A 19,825-nucleotide genomic window follows, 5' to 3' on the forward strand; every position below is an offset into this window, starting at 1 on the left:
CAGGTGGCCGTAGTGCGGCAGACCGTTGGCAAAAGGAGGGCCATCATAAAAGACGTACTCTGGGCAGCCTTCGGTCTGCTTGAGGCTGGCTTTAAAGGTGTCGTCGGCCTTCCAGTACTTCTGGACTTCCTGCTCCATATCGGGGAAGCGAGAAGACCCAGCAGTCATATCGACTTTGGGATAAACACTGCCGACGTTCGCGGGGTCGTTGCTCATCTAAAAATTCCTTCACTCATTCGCTGTGACGGGGACGCGCCTTACGGCTCGCGGTACCACCCCGCTTGGGCGCCGAGGCGCCCCGCTTCGTTGATGTGAAGGAGATGACGGTCCCTACCCGCCCGGTTCTAATAATGCTCCACTGAAAGCGAAGCACGTTCTTCCGGAATGCTCCCCGGTGATGGCCGGCTCACTGGATACGCCTAAAAGTATAGCGAGGCGGTCAAGTTTTCACAGGCGCAGGTTCCCGTGAACCCCAAATTAGAAACGCCAGTACACAAAAGAGGCACCTGGGATAAGGTTTTCCACAGGAACATTTTTTCTAATGCGCGCAGGTCATAAGGTGTTTTAAGCTCCACTGTCATGAGCGCACTGCAGACTTTCCTTAACGCACTCGGGGCCGGCATCGATGTCGTCGCCGAGTGCGAAGGCATGTCTGAAGCAGACCTCATCGCCGCCGGTTCCCCAGACAAAACCGCCGCGGAGTTGGTACGGCTCCATACGAGCTTCTTTGGCAAAACCGCCATGACGCGGATGCAACGTGACGCAGTGAAGGCAGCGCGCCAACGCAAGCATTCTTTGCCTACCTTGGAGGTCATCGACCGCTATGCCCGCAAAGCCACAACACAAGCGTTGGGTTGGAAACTACGCCTAGAACTCTGCCGAACAAGCGCTGACACCCTCGCCATGGAGGCGCTGGCGAAGAAGAAGCTCAAGGAACACTCAGCACCACCCACGCCGAAGGAGGGCGTGACTGTCTACCGCCGCCGCAATGCACCATGGACGATGGCGATCACGGGCCCCTCGCAACTGATTGCAGAGCTTAACGACGCCGTCGACCCAGCACGCCCCCTCGAGTCCATCCGCGAGGCCTTCTTCAAAGGCGCTGCTCCGCGCCGCGGCTTGCAGAGCAATATCCTTGTTCCGCTGGATGCAATGACGAAAATTCTCGACGGTGACGGCGAAGAAATCACCCTCCAGATGACCAATGGCGCCACGATGACCGGGGCAGAGTACCTCAACAAGGTCATCGCCGGTGAAATCGATAAAGACGGCGCGCTCGCAACTCTTTTTCATCCCTATCACGGGCCGGTCAACCTCTACTACGAGGAGCGCTCGGCCAGCATCAAGCAGCGCATCATGGCTATGGCCGAATTCCCGGTCTGTGCTTGGGATGACTGCCTGAAGCCGGCCGATGAATGCCAAGTTCATCACCTCATCGCGTGGAAGAACGGCGGGTACACCAACCAGGAAAACTTGGTGATGCTCTGCCCGTATCACAATGGGGTGAACCAGGACGATCCGAATGCGCCGCCGGGTCGCGGCCGCATGGCCCGGGTCGGGGGTAAAGCGAAAAGGACACACGGCCCTCCCCCACCGCCCACCCCGTTGCAAGCGCCTCCCGGGTTATTCGGCACCCCGGAGAGAAACGACTAGGAGCTACACAGCTAGGAGTCTTCACAAAAGTAGCCCTCCACCCAGAATTATCACTGGGCCGAGGGCTACTCGTCGTGCTTGCGACGCAGCTTGATCACGGTGTCTGCGATGAACAGAACAATACCCACCCCAGCCGAAGCGAAGAGCACGTACAAGGACCACTCAGCAGCGGTGAGGATGTAGTTCACGAACGCCAAGAAAGCAACAAAGGCCAGAAGCAATGCGCCGATGAGCATGTGCGTTCTCCTCTCCCACCAATGACTAAGGGCTCTGTGCTTACAAAGAATGTATACCTACGGACGTATACCTACAGAAAAGAATAACGGCGCCCCCGCAGGGACGCCGCTCATTCAGAGATTAATTGTTGGACTTTCCAGCCTCACCGTTAGGGGCAGCGGTGCCGCGGGACTCCAACTCCTCAAGCTGGGACTGCAGCAGCGTCTTGAGGCGGGTACGGTACTCGCGCTCGAAGGTGCGCAGCTCGGAGATGCGGGCCTCCAGAGCGGTCTGCTGCTGCTTGACTGTGTTCATGACCTCGGTGTGCTTCTTCTCAGCATCTGCCTGCAGGGCAGCTGCCTTCTCCTCAGCCTGGCGAATCTGTGCCTCGGCGCGGGACGTAGCATCGGCCTCAGTCTGCTTTGCCTTGTTTTCGGCGTCAGCCACCAGCTTCTTGGAGCGGGTATCGGCTTCCTGCAGCTGCGCGTCGTAGCGCTTCTGGGCGTCAGCAAGCTGAGCCTTGGAGTGAGAGTCAGCGTCGGCAAGCTGCTTCTCTGCAGCCGTGCGGGCCTCCGCCAGCATGGACTCGGAATCGGCCTTGGCCTCGTTGGTAAGGCGGTCTGCCATCTCCTGCGCCAGGCCCAGAACGCGGGCTGCCTGCATATGCGTGTCCGGGGTGGCGAGGCCCTGTGCGTTGGACTGTGCAGCACCTGCACCAGCCACGGCAGCAGCGGAAGATGCGGTGGTGGAGGTTGCGGAGTTCTTCTTTGCGGACTCCAGCTCCTTCTTGGTGCTCTCCAGTTCCTTCTTGGAGGCCTCGAGCTCGCGCTTGGCAGCAGCAGCTTCCTCGCGTGCGGCCTTGAGCTCTGCGGAATTGTCCTGTGCCTGAGCGGCCGGTGCCTGGGAAGACTGCGCCTGAGCGGCCTTCGCCTGTTCCTGGGCGCGCTTGGTTTCTTCCTTGGCCTTGGCAATCTCGTTCTTGGAGTCAGCCAGCTTTGCCTCATACTCAGCGCGAAGCTTGGATTCGACTTCCTTGCGCACAGCGGCCTCGTCGACCTTAGCGGCAGCGGCACCGCCGGCAGCGCCGGCCGGAGCCTGAGACTTCAGCTCCTCAACCTGGGCGTGGAGATCATCGTTCTCATCCTGCAGCTGAGCAAGAGCATCCTCAACGAGGTCGAGGAACTGATCGACCTCATCCTCGTTGTAGCCACGCTTGCCAATTGGCGGCTTGCTGAAAGCGACGTTGTGTACATCAGCTGGTGACAGTGGCATTGACTTCTCTTCCCCTTACGAATCGGTCAAACCTCTAGAGGGTCCAGAGGCCGGGTACATATGCGGTTAATAATACGGATTGTGGTAACTCATTGTATCCGAATCAACACATTATCTAACGCGGGCGCGAGTCTCAACGTTAACAGGAGGGTTTAATACACCCGTTAGTTACACCGCAAGTCCGTTGGTACCAAAAAATAGCCACGCAATAAGTTGCGAAAGAACGGACAAAAGCAGGAACAAAATAATGATGGAAACATCGAGCGCGATGCCACCCAATTGCAGCGGCGGAATCACCTTTCGCAGCGCCTTGACCGGCGGATCAGTGACCACGAAAAGCACCTCAGCAACCATCATGAACCAGCGGGGCGGGTTGAATTGGCGCGAAAAAGACTGAATCATTTCAATGACGATGCGCGCCAACAAAATCCACGAGTAAAGACTCACGGCGACGAGGAGAATTGAACCTAAAGCACTCACAATGCCTGAGCCTATCGGAATCACCCCCGCCAGCGGTACTCCCCTGCCCTATGGTTCGCCCTCGGCGAACAGAGATGGCACCGCGGTAGCTCACCGGCGCCGAGAATGACTCTCCGATGAGGCCCCACAATGAAAACGACGAAACCGCCCCATCGTCTTTCTCCTCCCTTAAGCCAACACGGAGGAGATTAACGATGAAGCGGTTAAAACCTGAACGTCTCTAGCGCAGGTGCGCTGCTCGCTCCAGCTCCACGGTAGAGATATCAGCGCCCTTCGGCACAATGGCAAAAACCTTGCGGCTGGTGTCCATGCCCTTGGTCAGGTTCTTCATGCGGCCCTCCAACGCGAAGCAGAGGCCAGCGGCAAAGTCCACGAAGCGCTTGGCGGAGCCGCGGTCGGCGTCGGTGAGCTCAAAGACCACTGCGTCACCGTCACGGAAGGGACCACCAACCTTTGCTGCATCATCAAAGGAGACGAGGGAGAGAGCCACGATGGTCGGGACAAACTCCTCTTCCTGCTTTTCGTAGGAAGGTGCGTAGGCCGGAGCGTTGTAGCTGCGCTCGTCGGCGTAGTAGGCATCGTCGGCGTCCATGTCCATCGGGCCCAGCCCGAAGAACTCTTTAGTCCTATCAATCAGTGACATTCTGGGTCTCCCTCTGACCTAGTGTGTTCTGTTCATTTGCTGTCTTGTAATGCAGTTTTACAATGACATTTAACCTAGCGGGCGGGCTCCCATGATTCCGGTTCCGACACGCACGATATCCGTTCCAGATGCAATCGCTGCCTCCATGTCGGCGCTCATGCCGGCGGACATTTTCAGGTCTCGCCCAAGCTTGGCCGCCGCCTCATCCGTCAATGCCCTCACCTGGGTGAAAACCTCCGCCGGATCGCTCTCCAGCGGTGGAACCACCATGAAGCCACACAGCTGCAGGTTCTCCAGATCTTCGACCAGATCCACCAGAGCAGATACACCCTCTAGCGGGCAGCCGCCACGCGCGGTATCACCGTCGGCGGATACCTGGATATAGACCGGTAGCGAGTCCTCGCGCTGGCCGCGTTCCTGGGCAAGAGCCACACCGCGGTCGAGTGCTCTGGCGAGTTTTTCTGAGTCGAGCGAGTGAACACTATGCGCCCACCGGGCCACGTGGTTCGCTTTCTTGGTCTGAACCTGGCCAATCATGTGGAAACGTATCTCGGGCAGGGCCTCCGCCTTGGCGCGCGCTTCCTGCTCGCGATTTTCCGCCACATCTGTGATCCCCAACTCCGCTAGCAGCGCGATGTCCTCGGCCGGGTGAAACTTCGTCACCGGCAGCAGCTGCGGGGCAGGGCGGCCAGCGGCCTCAGCGAAACGGTGAATAGCAGCGCGGGTGCTCTCCAGGCCAGCCCTCAGCTCTTCACGGCGCGCAGTATCGTTGTTCGTCATTAATCCTCCAACCAAATCACGCCGGCTTGGCGTCCGGTGACGCCCTCGCGGCGATAAGAAAAGAAATCTGTGTCCTCAATCGTGCAGCGCGGGTCCGATTCGATAGCCGTAACCCCCATCTCCATCAATTGACGAATCAGCCCAGCGCGCACATCGACGCCCCAGGTACCCGACGACGTGCGAGTCTTGGAGCCAGGCAGATGCTTCTCGACGTCATCCGCCATCGCCTCCGGCACCTCATAGTTACGTCCAGAAGCGGCCGGCCCCATGAGCACCTGAATCGAGGCGGGGCGAGCCCCTAACTCAACCATGGTATTGACGGTATTGCGGACGATTCCGTTGCGCGCGCCAAGGCGCCCGGCGTGTGCGGCGCCGATGACGCCCGCGGAGACGTCGACAAGCAGCACCGGCGTACAGTCTGCCACGAGAACGCCTAGGCCCAAGCGTTTTTCGGTGGTTACCACGGCATCGGTGGTCGGCACGGGCTCCTCGACGCCGCGGCGCTCGGCCCCCACCACCGTCACGGTGTTGGTGTGGAGCTGTTCCATCCACACGATGTCCTCTAAGCCCGTGGCTCGGCGAAGCCGCTCGCGATTGGCGGCCACGGCGGCGGAGTCATCGCCGACGTGATCGCCGAGGTTAAAAGAGTCAAAAGGCGACGACGACGCCCCGCCGGCACGGCTTGTGAAAACCATGCGGACGGGGCGTCGTGCTGCGTGTGCTTCCTCGTTTACTGGCATGCACTCCAGAGTAGCGGGCTGGGACTAGCGCATGAAGGACGGCACGTCGAGATCGTCGTCGCCGTCATCGTCGAAGTCACGGCCACGACGCTCCGTGGGGCGGGAGAGACGGTACTCATCATCGCCGCCGCGGCGGTAGTCCTCACCGCGGAAGCGATCCGAGGTGGTAAATAGTCCGCTCGACGGGGCCGGCTCTGCCGGCTGCTCTCGCTCGTAGGAGTGACGCGGGGCGTACTCGTCACGCTCAATGCGCTGGGAGTCAGCGCGCTGCGGTTCTGCGCGGGTGTAGTCCTCGCGCGGAGCCTCGGTGCGCGGCGCGGCGGGGTTCTCAGGCTGTGCTTCAGCACGATTCTCGAAGAGGGAACCCGGGCGTGCAGCCGGGGTAGCCTCCGAACCTTGCTGCTGCGCCTGGCCAGGCTGCGCCGGCTGGGAGGTCATGTTGGCCTGGGCATCGAAGCCGGTGGCGATGATGGTGACGCGGACTTCGTCTCCAAGGTTGTCATCGATGATGGTGCCGAAAATGATGTTGGCATCCTCGTCAGCGCGCTCCTCCACCATGGAGGCAGCCGCGTTGACCTCGTGGAGGCCCAGGTCGGAGCCACCGGCGATGGACAGCAGCACGCCCTTGGCGCCTTCCATCGTCGACTCCAGCAGCGGGGAGTTAATGGCCTGCTCCGCGGCGTTGAGCGCGCGGTTATCGCCGCGGGCAAAGCCGATGCCCATGAGGGCGGAACCGGCGTCGGACATGACGGAGCGAACGTCCGCAAAGTCGACGTTGATCATGCCCGGGATGGTGATGAGGTTGGTAATACCCTGCACACCGTTGTGCAGGACTTCGTCGGCGGCCCGGAAGGCCTCGACGATGGACAGCTCCTCGCCGCCCAGCTGCATGAGGCGATCATTCGGGATAACGATGAGGGTATCGCAGACCTCGCGCAGCTCTTCGATGCCGGCCATGGCCTGACGGGTGCGGCGCGCGCCCTCGAACTTGAACGGGCGGGTAACAACGCCGACGGTCAAAGCACCCATCTTCTTCGCGATGGAGGCGACCACCGGAGCGGCGCCGGTACCGGTTCCGCCACCCTCGCCAGCCGTCACAAAGACCATGTCGGAGCCCTGGAGGGCGTCTTCAATTTCGGTCTTGTGATCCTCCGCGGAGGTCTTACCTACCTCCGGGTTAGCGCCGGCGCCAAGGCCGCGGGTGGCCTCGCGTCCGATGTCGAGCTTGGTATCCGCATCGGAGAAAATCAGCGCCTGGGAATCGGTGTTGATCGCCACGAACTGGACTCCCTTGAGCCCTTCTTCGATCATGCGGTTTACAGCGTTGACACCGCCGCCGCCGACGCCGACGACCTTGATGTCCGCGAGGTTGTTGCTAGATGAGATCATACGAGGGTCTCTTGCCTTTCGAATAAGCTTTTAATGTAAACGAGGAGGCGCCTCTTTTCGCGAGAGGCGGTTACATCCATCTTTAACGACAACGGGGTAATTTCGGCGCACATTTTGCCGCGTGTCGGTACCCTCAACCTCTACTTTAGGGTTGCTGACATGCGGTTTTCTTAACAGGTGTCCCACCCGCCCCACTTGCGACGCGCTTAGCGGCGAGTCACCAGCGACGGGTTAGAAATGTTCCAGGATTCGCCCTCGAGCTTGAGCACATCCTCAAAAGCAATGGCCTTGTTCGCGTTGTCCTCCGACGCACCCCAAAAGATGGTTTTGTCATCCTCCGTGCGGAAGGTCAGCGAATACCGGTCCTTGATCTCGAGGGTCGTCACCTTCTCCCGAATCGGCGCGGGGAGCGCAGCGACGGCGTCGACAGCCCCCTGCATCTCAGGCGAACCGGAGTCGGTGTGCCCTGTCAGCTCCACGGCTTCGGGTGGTGCTTCGTCCTCCGCGAATTCCTTGCCGTGGTTGTCCACCAAAATCGTCCTATCGCCCTCCCGCACGTAAGCTACCGCCTCGTGCTCGACGAGTTCGATGTGGACGGTTGACGGGAAGGCCCGCGACACCGTCGCGCTTTCTACCCACGGCAGGGAGGCCACACCGTGCGCAGCTTCGCGCGCATCCAGCCGCACCAAATTAGAGCCCTTCACGACGCCACTGGCCCGCTCGACCTCCTCTGCCGCGACGTGATCATTTCCCACGACCTCGAAGGATGCCACCTTCAGGATCGGAAAAAGCCACACCACCGCAGCAGCAACCACCACTACGAGAAGCACCGCGCCCAGCGCGATCGCCCCAGTCTTTTTAGACATTCGGTTCCTTCGGTTCCTCCGCGCCGCTCGTATTCTCTAGCGCCGACAAGATTTCGCCCGCCACGTAGGTAATCGTTCCCGCGCCGATGGTGAGGACGATATCTCCGGGCTGCGCCAGGGACATGACGTCGCCAGCAGCCTCAGAGAAATCAGGCTCGAAAATGACCGGCATGTCTTCGGGCATCTTGTCGGTGATAATGCGGGAGGTGATTCCTTCTACCGGCTTCTCGCGGGCGCCGTAGATGTCGAGGACTACGGCGGCGTCGGCAAGCGCCAATGCCTGGGCAAACTCGGCATCAAATTCCATGGTCCGGGAGTACAGGTGCGGCTGGAAGCAGGCGATCACGCGCGCTCCCTCGCCCTCGGCATCCGCCTTTGCGCGCGCCGCGGTGAGCACCGCAGACACCTCCGTGGGGTGGTGGGCATAGTCATCGAAGACGCGGATTCCGCGCTCGCTGCCGCGGTACTCGAAGCGGCGGCGCACACCCGTAAAGTCGGTCAAGCCTGCAGCCAGTTCCGCCGGGTCTCCGCCAGCCAGCGCGCCGGCCAGCAGGGCCGCCGCCGAGTTGAGCACCATGTGGTGACCTGGGACGTGCAGGTCATAGGACCACTCCTGTGGCGCCTGACCTGGCAGGGTCAGGCGAACGCGGACGTGCGCGCCTGCGGCGGAGACGGTTTCCTCCAGAATCTCGGCTGCCAGCGGCACGGGAGAATCCGCGGATACCTCGCTGCGCGTGCCGTAGCCCAGCACCTGAATCCCGCGCTGAGCGGCCCGCTCACCCGTGGCAGCCGCATGCTCATCCTCGAGGCAAACGACGAGGTAGCCGCCCTCAACCACGCGGTCGGCGAAATCATCAAAAACCTGATAGTAGCTCTCTGCCGAGCCGAAATAGTCGAGGTGATCAGGCTCGATGTTGGTGATGACTGCCACGAAGGGGCTGTAGCGCAGAAGGGAGGCATCGGATTCGTCGGCTTCTGCCACGAAGGCGTCGCCAGTGCCGCCGTGCGCGTTAGTCCCAGCTCGGTTGAGTTGCCCGCCGATGGCAAAGGAAGGATCCATCCCCGCCTGCTGGAGCGCGGTGACCGCCATAGAGGTGGTCGAGGTCTTTCCATGTGTGCCGGCGAGCAGCACCTGACGGTGGCCGTCCATGAGTTCAGCCAGCAGGTCTGAACGGCGAATGACCGGGATTCCAGCTTCCCGTGCCGCCACCAGTTCGGGGTTGTCCTGCGGGATGGCAGCGAAAGAGGTGACGACCACCGTCGGCTTCTCGCCGGCCAGATCGAGGTTCTCAGCCGCGTGGCCGACGGCGACGTGCGCACCCATCGCGCGGAGGACGTCAACGGCCGTCGATTTCTTAACGTCCGAGCCGGTGACGACCGCGCCACGGCTAACCAGGATGCGCGCGAGACCGGACATTCCGGAGCCGCCGATGCCGACGAAGTGGACGCGGGACAGGTCCGTGGTGGCGGGGGTATCAGTCATGGTGAAAAATTCCTTCTTTCATAAACCTGTACTGTGCGCCTAGCCGCGGGTGTCGGCGGCGACGCGGTGCGCGATCCGGTCAGCGATCACCGCGGCGGCATCGCCGGCAGTGCTGGCGTCAGCAGCGGCACGCATGGCCGAAAGAGCGTCGGGGTGGTCAAGGATAGCGCGAACTTCGTCGACAAGGCGCCCCGGAGTAAGTTCCGCGTCCGCGATCTGGACCGCGGCCCCCGCTTCCACCAGCGCCTGGGAGTTCAACGCTTGCTCGCCGTTGCCGTGCGGCAGTGGCACAAAGATAGCGGGCAGGCCGGCCGCAGACACCTCAGCCACGGTCATCGCGCCGGAGCGGCAGATCATCACATCAGCAACGGCAAGCGCGCCGGCCATGTCATCGATATAGGGCACGGCCGTGTAGTGCTCGTGCTCAGTCGGCACCGTGTTCTTCTTGCCGTAGGCATGCAGCACCTGGAAGTCTCGGCACAGATCCTCGAGCGCACCGGCGACGGCGGTGTTAATGCTCACCGCTCCCTGCGAACCGCCGGTAACCACGATGGTCGGGCGGCCCTCATCCAAGTCCCAATTCTGGCGCGCAGCAGCAGCCTTCGTACCATCCGGGTCCTCAGCCAAGCCCGGGCGTACCGGAATGCCCAGGACCTCGCCCGGCATGCCAGAACCCTCTTGGGCGTTGATTCCCGTGCCGCCAAGACGCACGCCCAGCTTATTAGCCATACCGGCCAAAGAATTCGTCTCGAGAACGAAGAACGGAATGCCCAAAGACTTCGCCGCCAGGTAAGCCGGCGCCGCAACGTAACCACCGGTGCCAAACACAGCGTTGGCCCCGACGTCCTTAAGCACCGCGCGAGTTTCCCGAACGGACTTGAGAATCCGCCAGGGCAGCTTCACCGCGTCAATGTTGATCTTTCGCGGGACAGGGACCGGAGTGATCATGCGCAGATCGACACCGCGAGCCGGCACGATATCGCTTTCCAGACCCCGCGGCGTACCCAAGGCGGTGATCCGCGCCCCGTGGCGTTGGCGTAGCTCCTCCCCCACCGCAAGCGCGGGCTCAATGTGTCCGGCGGTGCCGCCACCTGCGATGACGACGGAAATCGGCGTGTCATTCATGCACTACACGCTACCAGCGCCGCGCTGCGCTACCGGCGCTCGCCGCGCCGATACTCCCGCCGCCCCTCCGCGCGCGGCGCCTGCGACCGCTGAGAGCGCCCCGTCACCGCGCGCCCGAAACGTTCCTCACGGCTGCGCTCCACGTGGCGTTGGGAGCGCTCGCGGTGTGGGCGCTGGGAACGGCGAGCATCTGCGCGCTCGCGCGGGGCACGGTGCGCCCCGCCGCGCCGCTCGTTGGGCGGGGTCGGCTCTGGGATGAAGAAAATACGGTCGAAGAGCGGACGTCCAAAGTTCTGCATCGCGGACACCTGCAGCGGCTCGTGGCGTGCCACATTGCACAGTAGGCCCATCGAGCCGATGGTGATGACCGCAGCCGTACCACCCGCAGAAATCATCGGGAGCTGAATACCCGTCACCGGCAGCACACCGATGACGTAGCCGATGTTGATGAAGGCCTGCACGACGACACCCACCGACAGCGTGGCGGCCAGCAAGGACTGGAACTGGTCCTGCGCGCGGGTTGCGGTACGCAACCCAAAGTAGCCCAGCACGGCGAAAAGCACGATGACGAGCGCACCGCCCCAGAGGCCGAGCTCCTCACCAATGATGGCGAAGACAAAGTCGTTCTTGGCTTCTGGGAGGTAGAACCACTTGGCGCGTGACTGGCCGAGGCCAACGCCCCAGAAGCCGCCGTCGGCAAGCGAAAGAAAGCCCTGATAAGCCTGGAAACCGGTGCCTTGTGTGTCCTCAATGTTGCCGCGCAGCGCATCAAAGTAAGTGTGGAAACGGTGCGAGCGGAATCCACCCGCCAGGAAAACAGTGATCATGCCGATGGCGCCAAAGACGCCGACGACGACGGGCACACGCCAGTTCACGCCGGCGAATACGAGGGTGAAGACCACGATGAGAGCGAAGGATACGCCCATGCCCAAGTCACCTTGGGCCACGATGAGCACGAACATGATGCCGGCGATGATGGAATACATCATGAACGGATCCGTCAAGCGCATCGAACGGTGTGTTTTATCCGCCAGCGCCGAAGCGCCATACATCCCCACGGCGACGCGAGCGAACTCAGAGGGTTGGAAGGCCACGCCACCCGGCAACAGGATCCACGACTGTGAACCGACCTCCGCGCGGCCGGTACCGATACCGGGCACAAGCACGAGGATAAGCAGCAGGATGGATAGCCCCAAGAACCACGGCACGAGCGCCCGCAACGTGCGCGGCGATATGCGCAGGCCGATCCAGAACACGATCAGGCCGGCAACGACCAATACGCACTGGCGCAAGGCTGCCGACCACGGGCTATCGGTCTCCGACAGGGACGTCGCCATCGACGAAGAGAAGGCCATGAGTACGCCGATGCCGATGAGCGAGAAGATCGCGATGCGCAGCATCAGGTAGTCAAACCCCGGGTAGGCGCGCAGGCGCTCGCGAAGATCACGCAGGCGGTGGCCCAGCGTGCGGTGTGGCTTCTGGGTGCTGGTGGCAGTCACGGCTTCTGGGTGCTCCTAGCTAGCGGGCGAGGCGGCGGGCAGCGGCGGCAAACATATCACCGCGCTGGCTCATTCCGGTGTACATGTCCAACGATGCCGCAGCCGGCGCCAAAAGTACGGTATCGCCGGCTTCGGCGTGTTGCACGGCGGCGCTCACAGCCTGGTCCATAGCGGTTTGCGGATCGTGGCTGTCGACGATGACGATAGGCACGTGCGGTGCCGCCTTGACGAGGGCTTGGGCTAGCACATGCTTGTCGACGCCCACCAGAACCGCCGCCTTCAGCCGCGCCGCGTGAGTACGCAACAGGTCCGACACATCAGCGCCTTTAAGCTGACCGCCGGCGACCCACACCACGGAGTCAAGACCGCGCATGGCGACCTCCGCGGCATGGGGATTCGTCGCTTTGGAATTGTCGATGTAGGTCACGCCACCATGGCGGTGTACAACCTCACCGCGGTGCCCGGCCACCACGTAGGCGTCGAGGCCCTCGGCGATGGACGCAGGCTGGGCGCCGGCAAGCGCGGCAACCGCCGCGGCGGCAGCGGCATCCAGCACCCCAGCAAGACCTGCGGGCTGGATGGTGGTGACATCCTCCACCACTGCCGCGTGCAGTCCGGCGACCTCATTGATCACGAGGCTGCCGGCGCTCACGCCGACTTCGCCCGGGGCGGGCTCGGCGTGGGTAAAGGCGGTGGCGCCGGATAGAGAGGCGGCAAGCGCGCGAACGTGTTCGTCGTCCTTTCCATAAACGGCGTACGTGCCGCGCAAGATCCTCGCCTTATCCGCCGCGTAGGCCTTGAAGGAACCGTGCCAATCGAGGTGATCGTCGGCGAGGTTGAGCAGCGCTCCTACGTCTGGGCGCAGCTGGGAGGACCAGTGCAGCTGGAACGAGGACAGTTCCGCGACGAGGATATCCACGCGGGGCTTTGCGGCCAAGGCATCAAAAGGCGAGACGCCGATATTGCCCACAGCTTGGGCGCGCTGGCCGGATCGCTGCTCGTCAGCGGCCATGATGGCAGCGAGCATCCCCGTGGTTGTGGTCTTGCCGTTGGTACCTGTGATCGCGAGCCAGCGGCGGGAGGCCCCAAAGGCCTCTGCCTGGTCAAGACGGTAGGCCAGCTCCACGTCACCGATGACCTCAAGGCCGCGGGAAGCAGCGGCGGCGAGCAACGGCGAATCCGGGCGCCACCCCGGCGAGGTCACGACGAGGGAGTATTCCGACAGGTCTACTGCTGCTGTATCCACGGTGGCAACGTCGAGCTCGGCGGCGAGGCGAGCGCGGGATTCCGGGTTTCCATCAGCCACCGTGACGTCCACGCCTAGGTGGTCCAGGACCGCAGCACAGCCGCGGCCGGAAACGCCGGCACCGGCGATGAGGACCCGGCCAGAGAGGAAGTTGGGGCGCGTCATGCGCCGACACCTATGCCTGTGGAGGTCAGCCATTCACCGTAGAAGATGGCCACGCCGGCCATCGCCGCCATCGCGGCCAGCAACCAGAAACGGACAACCACAGCAGTCTCCGCCCAACCGCCGTTTTCAAAGTGGTGATGGATGGGCGCCATGCGGAAGAAGCGCTTGCCAGTGGAATGGAAGACCACGATCTGAATGACAACGGACACCGTCTCGATAACGAACAGGGCGCCGATAATCACCATGAGAAGCTCGGTACGGCTGGTGACCGAAATGCCGGCAACCAATCCGCCGAGCGCCAAGGAGCCGGTGTCTCCCATGAAGATCTTGGCGGGCGCCGCATTCCACCACAAAAAGCCGAGGCAGGCACCGAGGCCCGCCGCCGCGAGCACGGCAAGATCGAGGGGATCGCGCACCTGATAGCAACCGGCCGCAAAGTTGGTGGCGCAAGAATAGCGGAACTGCCAGAAAGCCATCAGCGAGTAGGAGCCCATGACAATCGCCGTCACTCCTGCGGCAAGGCCGTCGAGGCCGTCGGTGAGGTTGACCGCGTTCGACCACGCCGCGATGAGGAAGTACATGAAGATCAAGAACACGATGGTTCCGATCACAGCGCCGCCAACCGCAAGGTCGAAGGTTTTCAAATCGCGGATGAACGACAGTTTGGTGGAGCCAGGAGTCAGGCCCGCATCATTGGGGAAACGCAGCACAAGGAAGCCGAAGAGGAGGGCCAGTACCAGCTGGCTGACCAGCTTCGCGGTCTTGTTGAGACCCAAGTTGCGCTTCCGGAAGAGTTTGATGAAGTCATCCGCAAAGCCCACCGCGCCCAAGCCCAGCGTCAGCCCGAGGACGAGCAGGCCTGAGGCGGTAAACCCCTCGTGGCCCGTCAGCATGCCGTAGAAGCCGACCACGAGATAAGCCACCAGGATGCCGGCCAGAATGGCCAGGCCACCCATCGTCGGCGTACCCCGCTTGCGCAGGTGGGACTTAGGTCCGTCCTCGCGGATCTCTTGGCCGCGACCGGAGTCGGAAAAGTACCGGATGAGAACCGGGGTGGTAAAGATCGCCACGAGGAAGCTAACCGCACCAGCGATGATGATCTGAGTCACGAGCTTGAAGTCCTTTCTAGCGGCTAGCTGTGGTTCAGCTGCTCCGCGACCAACCAGAGGCGCTGGGCATTGGAGGCCTTAATCAAGACCACGTCCTTAACGCTACGGCTAGCCCAATCATCGACCCCTGCCGGGGCCGCGCGCAGAATGCCGTCGACCGCCCGTGCGGCAGCCGCGGCATCGGCGCACACCATTGTATTTATACCTTGCTGCGCAGCCGCCTCAATCATTGCCCGGCAGTTGGGGTTCTCTCCCACCGCGACGAGGTGCTCCACGTGGTATTTGGCCAATATCTCCCCGAGCTGGCGGTGCGATTGTTCGGCATCGCTGCCGAGCTCTCCCATCTCACCAAGCACCGCGATGGAGCGGGCATCGGGGCGTGCTGCGGCGGTATAGGCCAAGGCGGCAATCGCCGCGCGCATCGAATCCGGGTTGGCGTTGTAGGAATCATCAATGATGGTGACACCATCGCGGCGCGTGCGCACGTCCATGCGGTGCTCGGAGGCTAGGCGGTGCCCAGAAAGCGCAGCAGCTACCGTGGCCGCCGATACCCCTAGCTCGATGGCTGCCGCTGCCGCGGCCAATGCATTAGACACCTGGTGGGAACCAAATACCTGCAGTTTCACTGCGACTGGCTCAGCGTTGGGGCTGTGGAGGATAAAGGAGGGGCGGGCCACGTCATCGAGCTCGATGTTGGTGGCATAGTACTGCGCGGTCGGCGCGCCGCCGCGGCGGTTAGCCGTGGAGTAGTACACCACTTTGGCCCCCGTGCGCGTCGCCATTGCGGCGACGAAAGGATCGTCGGCGTTGAGGACGGCCACACCGCCCGCTTCCGCGCTCGGCAGTGCCTCCACCAGCTCTCCCTTGGCCTGCGCGATATTCTCGCGCGAGCCAAATTCGCCAAGGTGCGCGGAGCCGACGTTGAGGACCACGCCGACGCGCGGAGCGGTGATTTCGGTGAGGTGGCGGATGTGCCCGATACCGCGGGCCGACATCTCCGCCACGAGGTAGCGCGTGTGCTCATCACAGCGCAGAGCCGTATACGGAAGCCCAATTTCATTGTTGAAGGAGCCGGGCGGGGCGACGGTCTCCCCCACCTCGCGGAAGATGGTGGCGATGAGGTCCTTGGTGGAGGTCTTGCCCGCCGAACCCGTCACTCCCACGATGGTCAAATCCTGCTCTGTCGCCAGCCGCTGCGTTACCGCACGGGCCAGCGCGGACAGCGCCTCGACGACAGCGGCGGCGGAGCCATCGACATCGTTGGCATAGATATCGGCGTTGGCACCGTCACCTTCTACGCGTCCGCGCGGCTCCACGACGATGGCGGGTACACCTACCGGCCGGGCAGCCAAGACGGCGACGGCTCCCTTCTCCACCGCGGTGTGGGCGTAATCGTGGCCATCGACGCGGGCTCCGGGCAGTGCCACGAAGAGTCCACCCGGAGTGACCTTGCGAGAATCGAACTCAACAAAGCCGGTCACTGGGGTCTCTGGCTCGTCGACGCTATCCAGGCGGCCGCCCGTGATCTGAGCTATCTCAGCGAGGCTTAACGCAATCATGCTTGCTCCTTGGATTCTTCGGTACTCAGGGTAGTCGCTGTCTTCGCGGCATCAAGTGCACGCGCCATCTCCTCGCGGTCGTCGAAGTGGTGAACGGTATCACCAATCAGCTGGCCCACTTCGTGGCCCTTGCCGACGACGATAACGGCATCGCCCGGCTGCGCCCACGCCACGACTTCGTCGATGGCCTTGGCACGGGAGCCGACCTCTCGGATATCGGCCTCCGGGTTCGCTTCGCGCGCTCCCGCGAGCACTGCCGCGCGGATGGCTGCTGGGTCTTCGGTGCGGGGGTTGTCATCGGTGATCACGACCATATCGGCGCCCTTCGCGGCGGCCGCCCCCATGAGCGGGCGCTTGGAAGAGTCGCGGTCACCTCCCGCGCCGACGACGATTCCGATCCGGCCGCTGCTGCCTTCCAGCTGCGCACGCAGGGTATCGAGGACCGCGGTGACCGCAGCTGGCTTGTGTGCATAATCGACCACGGCGACAAACTGCTGGCCGCGGTCGATGCGTTCCATGCGGCCCGGGACCGCCACCTTTTCTACGCCTTCCAAGAAGACGCGCGGCTCGATGCCACTGGCTGCGGCCATGCCGGTGGCCAAGGCCGCATTGGCGATGTTGAAAGTGCCCGGCATGGGCAGCCGGAATTCATAGGAACCAGCGTGCTCTCCGGTGGACACCGTCAGCTCCACCTGCTGTGCGCCGGTGGCCTCGGTGCTGAGTTGGCGGGCGGTGAATTCCACCTCGGTGGCCTCCGCGTTCGTGGACACTTTCATGACCGGACGCGCCGCGGCGCGCTGCGCCATGCGTCGTCCCCACTCGTCGTCGATACAGACAACGGAGCGGTCGGCGGCTTGGGGACCGTCGAAAAGCATGGCCTTCGCCTCGAAGTAGTCCTCCATCGTTGGGTGGAAGTCGAGGTGGTCCTGGCTCAAGTTAGTGAATCCGCCAACGGCAAAACGCGTACCCTGAACGCGGCCCAGGGAAAGCGCGTGGGAGGACACCTCCATGACCACGTGCGTTACCCCCTCGTCCACCATGCGGGCGAAGAGCTCTTGCAACGTGGGAGCCTCGGGAGTCGTCAGCGAGGTAGGCACTGGCTCGCGGTTAATGCGAGTGCCCGTGGTGCCGATAAGGCCCACAGACAATCCCGCGTGCAAAAGCCCCGCTTCCAGCAGGTAACTCGTCGTAGTTTTACCGGACGTACCCGTCACGCCAAGAATGGTGAGCTTTTCGGTGGGGTGCCCATAGATCTCCGCGGAGACGTGTCCGAGGATGGCGCGGATATCCTCGACCACAAGAAGTGGGCGTGCTTCTCCTGCTTCGGCAAGGATGCGTTGGCCTTCCGGGTCGGTCAGAATCGCAGCTGCAGCGGTGTCCGCGGCATAGCGTGCGCCATGAACGCGCGTTCCCGGAAGCGCAGCGAAGAGACCGCCAGGTGGCAGGGTCGCGGAGTTTAGTCCGCAGGAGCCCACGGTGGTCGAGGCATCCCCGATCACGGTGCCCGAAGAAATTTCTGCTAGGCGCTCAAGGCTGATACTGCTGGTCACGGTGCGTCCTCTTCTCTATCTCTGTAGGTTATTCGCGGCGGGAGCTATCTATTCGGCACGCAGGGTCAGGTGCGGGGCTGGCGGCGAAGGCGGAATATTGTCGCGATCAAGCAGCCAGGATGCGATGTCACTGAACACAGGCGCTGCAGACTGGCCGCCGGAGCCATCGTCGTTGACACCGGATTCGGGCTCGTCGAGCATGACGGCGACGACGAAGCGGGGATCGTCGGCAGGCGCGATGCCCGCGAACGTGATCCAGTACTTGGAGTTAGAGTATGCCCCCGTCTCCTCGTCGACCTTTTGCGCGGTACCAGTCTTGCCGGAGAGCTGATAGCCCTCGATCTGTGCGTTGCCGGCTGTACCGTTGTTCAGCCCCTGCGGATCCTCCTGGAAGACAGCGCGGAACATGTCCACGACAGTGCGCGCTGTTTCGGGACTGACCACGCGGGTGGTTTCGGGCCTCTCTAGTTCTTCCTTTGTCCCGTCGGGCGCGGTGATCGACTCAATGATGCGCGGTTCAATGCGCTCACCGTCGTTGGCCAGCGTCTGGTAAATGGAGGCCAACTGCAGCGCTGTCCATGCCTGACCTTGGCCGATGGGGAGGTTGGCAAAGGTGCCGCCGGACCACTGCGAACGATCGGGCACCAGGCCCGGCGACTCGTTGGGCAGCTCGATTCCGGAGGTCTGACCGAGACCGAACTTCTTGAGGTAGTCGGCGTATTTGTCTTGGCCTAGACGGTCGGCCAACATGAGCGTTCCCACGTTCGACGACTTACCAAAAATACCCGTCGTGGTATAAGGCTCGACACCGTGCTGCCAGGCATCGCTGACGTTCACGCCAGCCATGTCGATGGAGCCAGGAACCTGGAGGACCTCATCGGGATTCGTAAGGCCCTCCTCAATGGTTGCCGCGGCGGTGATGATCTTTGCCACCGAACCTGGCTCAAAGGGGTGCGAGACGGCGAGGTTATCGAAGGTCTTATCCTTCTCCAGCTGCTTTTCGATGTCCTTGTTCGGGTCGATGGTGCCGGTATTCGCCATGGCCAGAACCTGACCCGTGGCGGCGTCCAGAACGACTGCCTCGGCGCTCTTTGCCTTCGAATTAGCCTTTGCCTTTTCCAGCTTCTGCTGCACGTAGGTCTGCAGATCCAGATCGAGCGTCAACGTGACGTTCTTGCCGTCGGTGGTGGGCACCTGATCGCGCAAGGTGCCGGGAATGACCTGACCGCTGGCTGAAACGTCCTCGGTGGAGCTGCCGTCAATACCCGTCAGTGTGGTATCGCCGGAGGCCTCGAAACCAAACTGGCCTTGGCCGTCCATGGACACTTTGCCTATGACGTTCTCAGCAATAGCACCGTTGGGGTACTGGCGGATCTGCTGCTCATCAGCGGCGAGCCCGTGGTAGTCCTCGGAGATAGCCACCGCGACATCCGGATCAACGTTGCGCACGAGGACCTCGTATTGAGTATCGGCACGGAGCTTGTCCATGATTTGCTCCGAATCCACGTCCCCGGCATCGATGCCGGCTTCCTTGAGCTTGTTCGGGATGCCCTCCGACATGTCGGTGAGCCGCTCTGTCACCTTGTCGTCGAGGAAAGTCTCTTTGGCATCGGGTGCCAACGACTCAAAGTGAGCCTCGCCGACGGCCTTTTGCTCTTCCTGTTCACGGAGCTCATCTCGCAGGCGAGTAGGTGAGACGGTCAAGGATCGGGCGCGCATCGTGTAGGCCAACCGCTGGCCATCGCGCGCAAGGATCTCGCCGCGTCCGGCCGTATCGACGTAAACGCGGGTTCTCTGCGCAGCGGCCTTCGCCGCCAAGTCGGGACCCCACACGATCTGTACCCACGCGAGGCGCCCCATCCACGCCAGCATCACGACGAGCAGCAAAGCCGCGATGACGTGCACGCGACGGCGCATCGTTTTCTGCTGGCTCATGAAGGGCTTGCCGGTGCGCGGGTTCCGTGAACGGGTCGCGGGAACGACGCGGTCGGCGTCGTAACGCTGCCGTGGTTGGTGAGAGGTACCGCGTGGTTGGGCGGCACGGGCGGCG

At 62.6% G+C, this 19,825-nt stretch carries 18 protein-coding genes; 1 reads left to right on the forward strand and 17 read right to left on the reverse strand.

The annotated features are described in order from the left end of the window. The coding region (locus RDN59_RS02705; RefSeq protein ID WP_308606479.1) for a class I tRNA ligase family protein at positions 1–216 on the reverse strand (216 nt) is incomplete at its 3' end. A gap of 363 nt (positions 217–579) precedes the next feature. Between RDN59_RS02705 and RDN59_RS02710 the strand changes: the two genes are divergently transcribed. After that, positions 580–1,653: an HNH endonuclease signature motif containing protein gene (locus RDN59_RS02710; RefSeq protein WP_308606481.1), complete on the forward strand. Its 1,074-nt coding sequence runs from the start codon at positions 580–582 to the stop codon at positions 1,651–1,653. A gap of 65 nt (positions 1,654–1,718) precedes the next feature. Here RDN59_RS02710 and RDN59_RS02715 read toward each other — a convergent pair whose 3' ends face one another. From RDN59_RS02715 to RDN59_RS02790, 16 genes are all read right to left on the reverse strand, one after another. Further along, positions 1,719–1,889 (reverse strand): hypothetical protein, encoded by a 171-nt coding sequence (locus RDN59_RS02715; RefSeq protein WP_046647978.1) that lies wholly within the window; start codon positions 1,887–1,889, stop codon positions 1,719–1,721. A gap of 121 nt (positions 1,890–2,010) precedes the next feature. Further along, positions 2,011–3,141 carry a DivIVA domain-containing protein gene (locus RDN59_RS02720; protein ID WP_308606482.1) on the reverse strand — a complete coding sequence of 377 codons (1,131 nt, stop codon included), beginning with the start codon at positions 3,139–3,141 and terminating at the stop codon, positions 2,011–2,013. 168 nt (positions 3,142–3,309) lie between these two features. Then, positions 3,310–3,621, reverse strand: a complete 312-nt coding sequence (locus tag RDN59_RS02725; protein ID WP_308606483.1) for a YggT family protein — start codon at positions 3,619–3,621, stop codon at positions 3,310–3,312. A 220-nt stretch (positions 3,622–3,841) separates the two neighbouring features. After that, positions 3,842–4,264, reverse strand: a complete 423-nt coding sequence (locus tag RDN59_RS02730; RefSeq protein ID WP_046647975.1) for a cell division protein SepF — start codon at positions 4,262–4,264, stop codon at positions 3,842–3,844. Between the two features lie 69 nt (positions 4,265–4,333). Beyond that, positions 4,334–5,044 (reverse strand): YggS family pyridoxal phosphate-dependent enzyme, encoded by a 711-nt coding sequence (locus RDN59_RS02735; protein WP_308606484.1) that lies wholly within the window; start codon positions 5,042–5,044, stop codon positions 4,334–4,336. After that, complete coding sequence (gene pgeF / locus RDN59_RS02740; protein ID WP_308606485.1) at positions 5,044–5,784, reverse strand: peptidoglycan editing factor PgeF; 741 nt, start codon at positions 5,782–5,784, stop codon at positions 5,044–5,046. Before pgeF ends, RDN59_RS02735 begins: the two co-directional genes overlap by 1 nt. Before the next feature lie 24 nt (positions 5,785–5,808). Then, positions 5,809–7,173 (reverse strand): cell division protein FtsZ, encoded by a 1,365-nt coding sequence (gene ftsZ / locus RDN59_RS02745; protein WP_308606486.1) that lies wholly within the window; start codon positions 7,171–7,173, stop codon positions 5,809–5,811. Between the two features lie 206 nt (positions 7,174–7,379). Next, positions 7,380–8,039, reverse strand: coding sequence for an FtsQ-type POTRA domain-containing protein (locus RDN59_RS02750; RefSeq protein WP_308606487.1), 660 nt, complete (start codon positions 8,037–8,039; stop codon positions 7,380–7,382). Beyond that, positions 8,032–9,522 carry a UDP-N-acetylmuramate--L-alanine ligase gene (gene murC / locus RDN59_RS02755; protein ID WP_308606488.1) on the reverse strand — a complete coding sequence of 497 codons (1,491 nt, stop codon included), beginning with the start codon at positions 9,520–9,522 and terminating at the stop codon, positions 8,032–8,034. Before murC ends, RDN59_RS02750 begins: the two co-directional genes overlap by 8 nt. Positions 9,523–9,561: 39 nt before the next feature. Continuing rightward, the gene (gene murG, locus RDN59_RS02760; RefSeq protein WP_308606489.1) at positions 9,562–10,647 is read right to left on the reverse strand and encodes an undecaprenyldiphospho-muramoylpentapeptide beta-N-acetylglucosaminyltransferase; all 1,086 of its coding nucleotides are present in this window, start codon (positions 10,645–10,647) and stop codon (positions 9,562–9,564) included. A 29-nt stretch (positions 10,648–10,676) separates the two neighbouring features. Then, positions 10,677–12,146 carry a putative peptidoglycan glycosyltransferase FtsW gene (locus RDN59_RS02765; RefSeq protein WP_308606490.1) on the reverse strand — a complete coding sequence of 490 codons (1,470 nt, stop codon included), beginning with the start codon at positions 12,144–12,146 and terminating at the stop codon, positions 10,677–10,679. A gap of 19 nt (positions 12,147–12,165) precedes the next feature. Beyond that, complete coding sequence (murD, locus tag RDN59_RS02770) at positions 12,166–13,557, reverse strand: UDP-N-acetylmuramoyl-L-alanine--D-glutamate ligase (protein ID WP_308606492.1); 1,392 nt, start codon at positions 13,555–13,557, stop codon at positions 12,166–12,168. Further along, positions 13,554–14,666, reverse strand: coding sequence for a phospho-N-acetylmuramoyl-pentapeptide-transferase (mraY, locus tag RDN59_RS02775; protein ID WP_308606493.1), 1,113 nt, complete (start codon positions 14,664–14,666; stop codon positions 13,554–13,556). The genes murD and mraY overlap by 4 nt, the downstream gene beginning before the upstream one ends. A gap of 23 nt (positions 14,667–14,689) precedes the next feature. Continuing rightward, positions 14,690–16,225 carry a UDP-N-acetylmuramoyl-tripeptide--D-alanyl-D-alanine ligase gene (murF, locus tag RDN59_RS02780; protein ID WP_308606494.1) on the reverse strand — a complete coding sequence of 512 codons (1,536 nt, stop codon included), beginning with the start codon at positions 16,223–16,225 and terminating at the stop codon, positions 14,690–14,692. Further along, positions 16,222–17,775 (reverse strand): UDP-N-acetylmuramoyl-L-alanyl-D-glutamate--2,6-diaminopimelate ligase, encoded by a 1,554-nt coding sequence (locus RDN59_RS02785; protein ID WP_308606495.1) that lies wholly within the window; start codon positions 17,773–17,775, stop codon positions 16,222–16,224. Before RDN59_RS02785 ends, murF begins: the two co-directional genes overlap by 4 nt. A 48-nt stretch (positions 17,776–17,823) precedes the next feature. Next, positions 17,824–19,692, reverse strand: a complete 1,869-nt coding sequence (locus RDN59_RS02790; protein ID WP_308606518.1) for a penicillin-binding protein 2 — start codon at positions 19,690–19,692, stop codon at positions 17,824–17,826. Positions 19,693–19,825 lie beyond the last annotated feature (133 nt).

Source organism: uncultured Corynebacterium sp. (assembly GCF_902489365.1).
GTDB lineage: Bacteria > Actinomycetota > Actinomycetes > Mycobacteriales > Mycobacteriaceae > Corynebacterium.

What these genes read in the sequence shown, in the direction of transcription:
- RDN59_RS02720 (WP_308606482.1), bottom strand. Translation starts at nt 3,141, where the DNA reads ATGCCACTGTCACCAGCTGATGTACACAACGTCGCTTTCAGCAAGCCG.
- RDN59_RS02730 (WP_046647975.1), bottom strand. Translation starts at nt 4,264, where the DNA reads ATGTCACTGATTGATAGGACTAAAGAGTTCTTCGGGCTGGGCCCGATG.
- RDN59_RS02735 (WP_308606484.1), bottom strand. Translation starts at nt 5,044, where the DNA reads ATGACGAACAACGATACTGCGCGCCGTGAAGAGCTGAGGGCTGGCCTG.
- pgeF (WP_308606485.1), bottom strand. Translation starts at nt 5,784, where the DNA reads ATGCCAGTAAACGAGGAAGCACACGCAGCACGACGCCCCGTCCGCATG.
- RDN59_RS02710 (WP_308606481.1), top strand. Translation starts at nt 580, where the DNA reads ATGAGCGCACTGCAGACTTTCCTTAACGCACTCGGGGCCGGCATCGAT.
- murF (WP_308606494.1), bottom strand. Translation starts at nt 16,225, where the DNA reads ATGATTGCGTTAAGCCTCGCTGAGATAGCTCAGATCACGGGCGGCCGC.
- RDN59_RS02715 (WP_046647978.1), bottom strand. Translation starts at nt 1,889, where the DNA reads ATGCTCATCGGCGCATTGCTTCTGGCCTTTGTTGCTTTCTTGGCGTTC.
- RDN59_RS02750 (WP_308606487.1), bottom strand. Translation starts at nt 8,039, where the DNA reads ATGTCTAAAAAGACTGGGGCGATCGCGCTGGGCGCGGTGCTTCTCGTA.
- ftsZ (WP_308606486.1), bottom strand. Translation starts at nt 7,173, where the DNA reads ATGATCTCATCTAGCAACAACCTCGCGGACATCAAGGTCGTCGGCGTC.
- murC (WP_308606488.1), bottom strand. Translation starts at nt 9,522, where the DNA reads ATGACTGATACCCCCGCCACCACGGACCTGTCCCGCGTCCACTTCGTC.
- murG (WP_308606489.1), bottom strand. Translation starts at nt 10,647, where the DNA reads ATGAATGACACGCCGATTTCCGTCGTCATCGCAGGTGGCGGCACCGCC.
- murD (WP_308606492.1), bottom strand. Translation starts at nt 13,557, where the DNA reads ATGACGCGCCCCAACTTCCTCTCTGGCCGGGTCCTCATCGCCGGTGCC.
- RDN59_RS02790 (WP_308606518.1), bottom strand. Translation starts at nt 19,692, where the DNA reads ATGCGCCGTCGCGTGCACGTCATCGCGGCTTTGCTGCTCGTCGTGATG.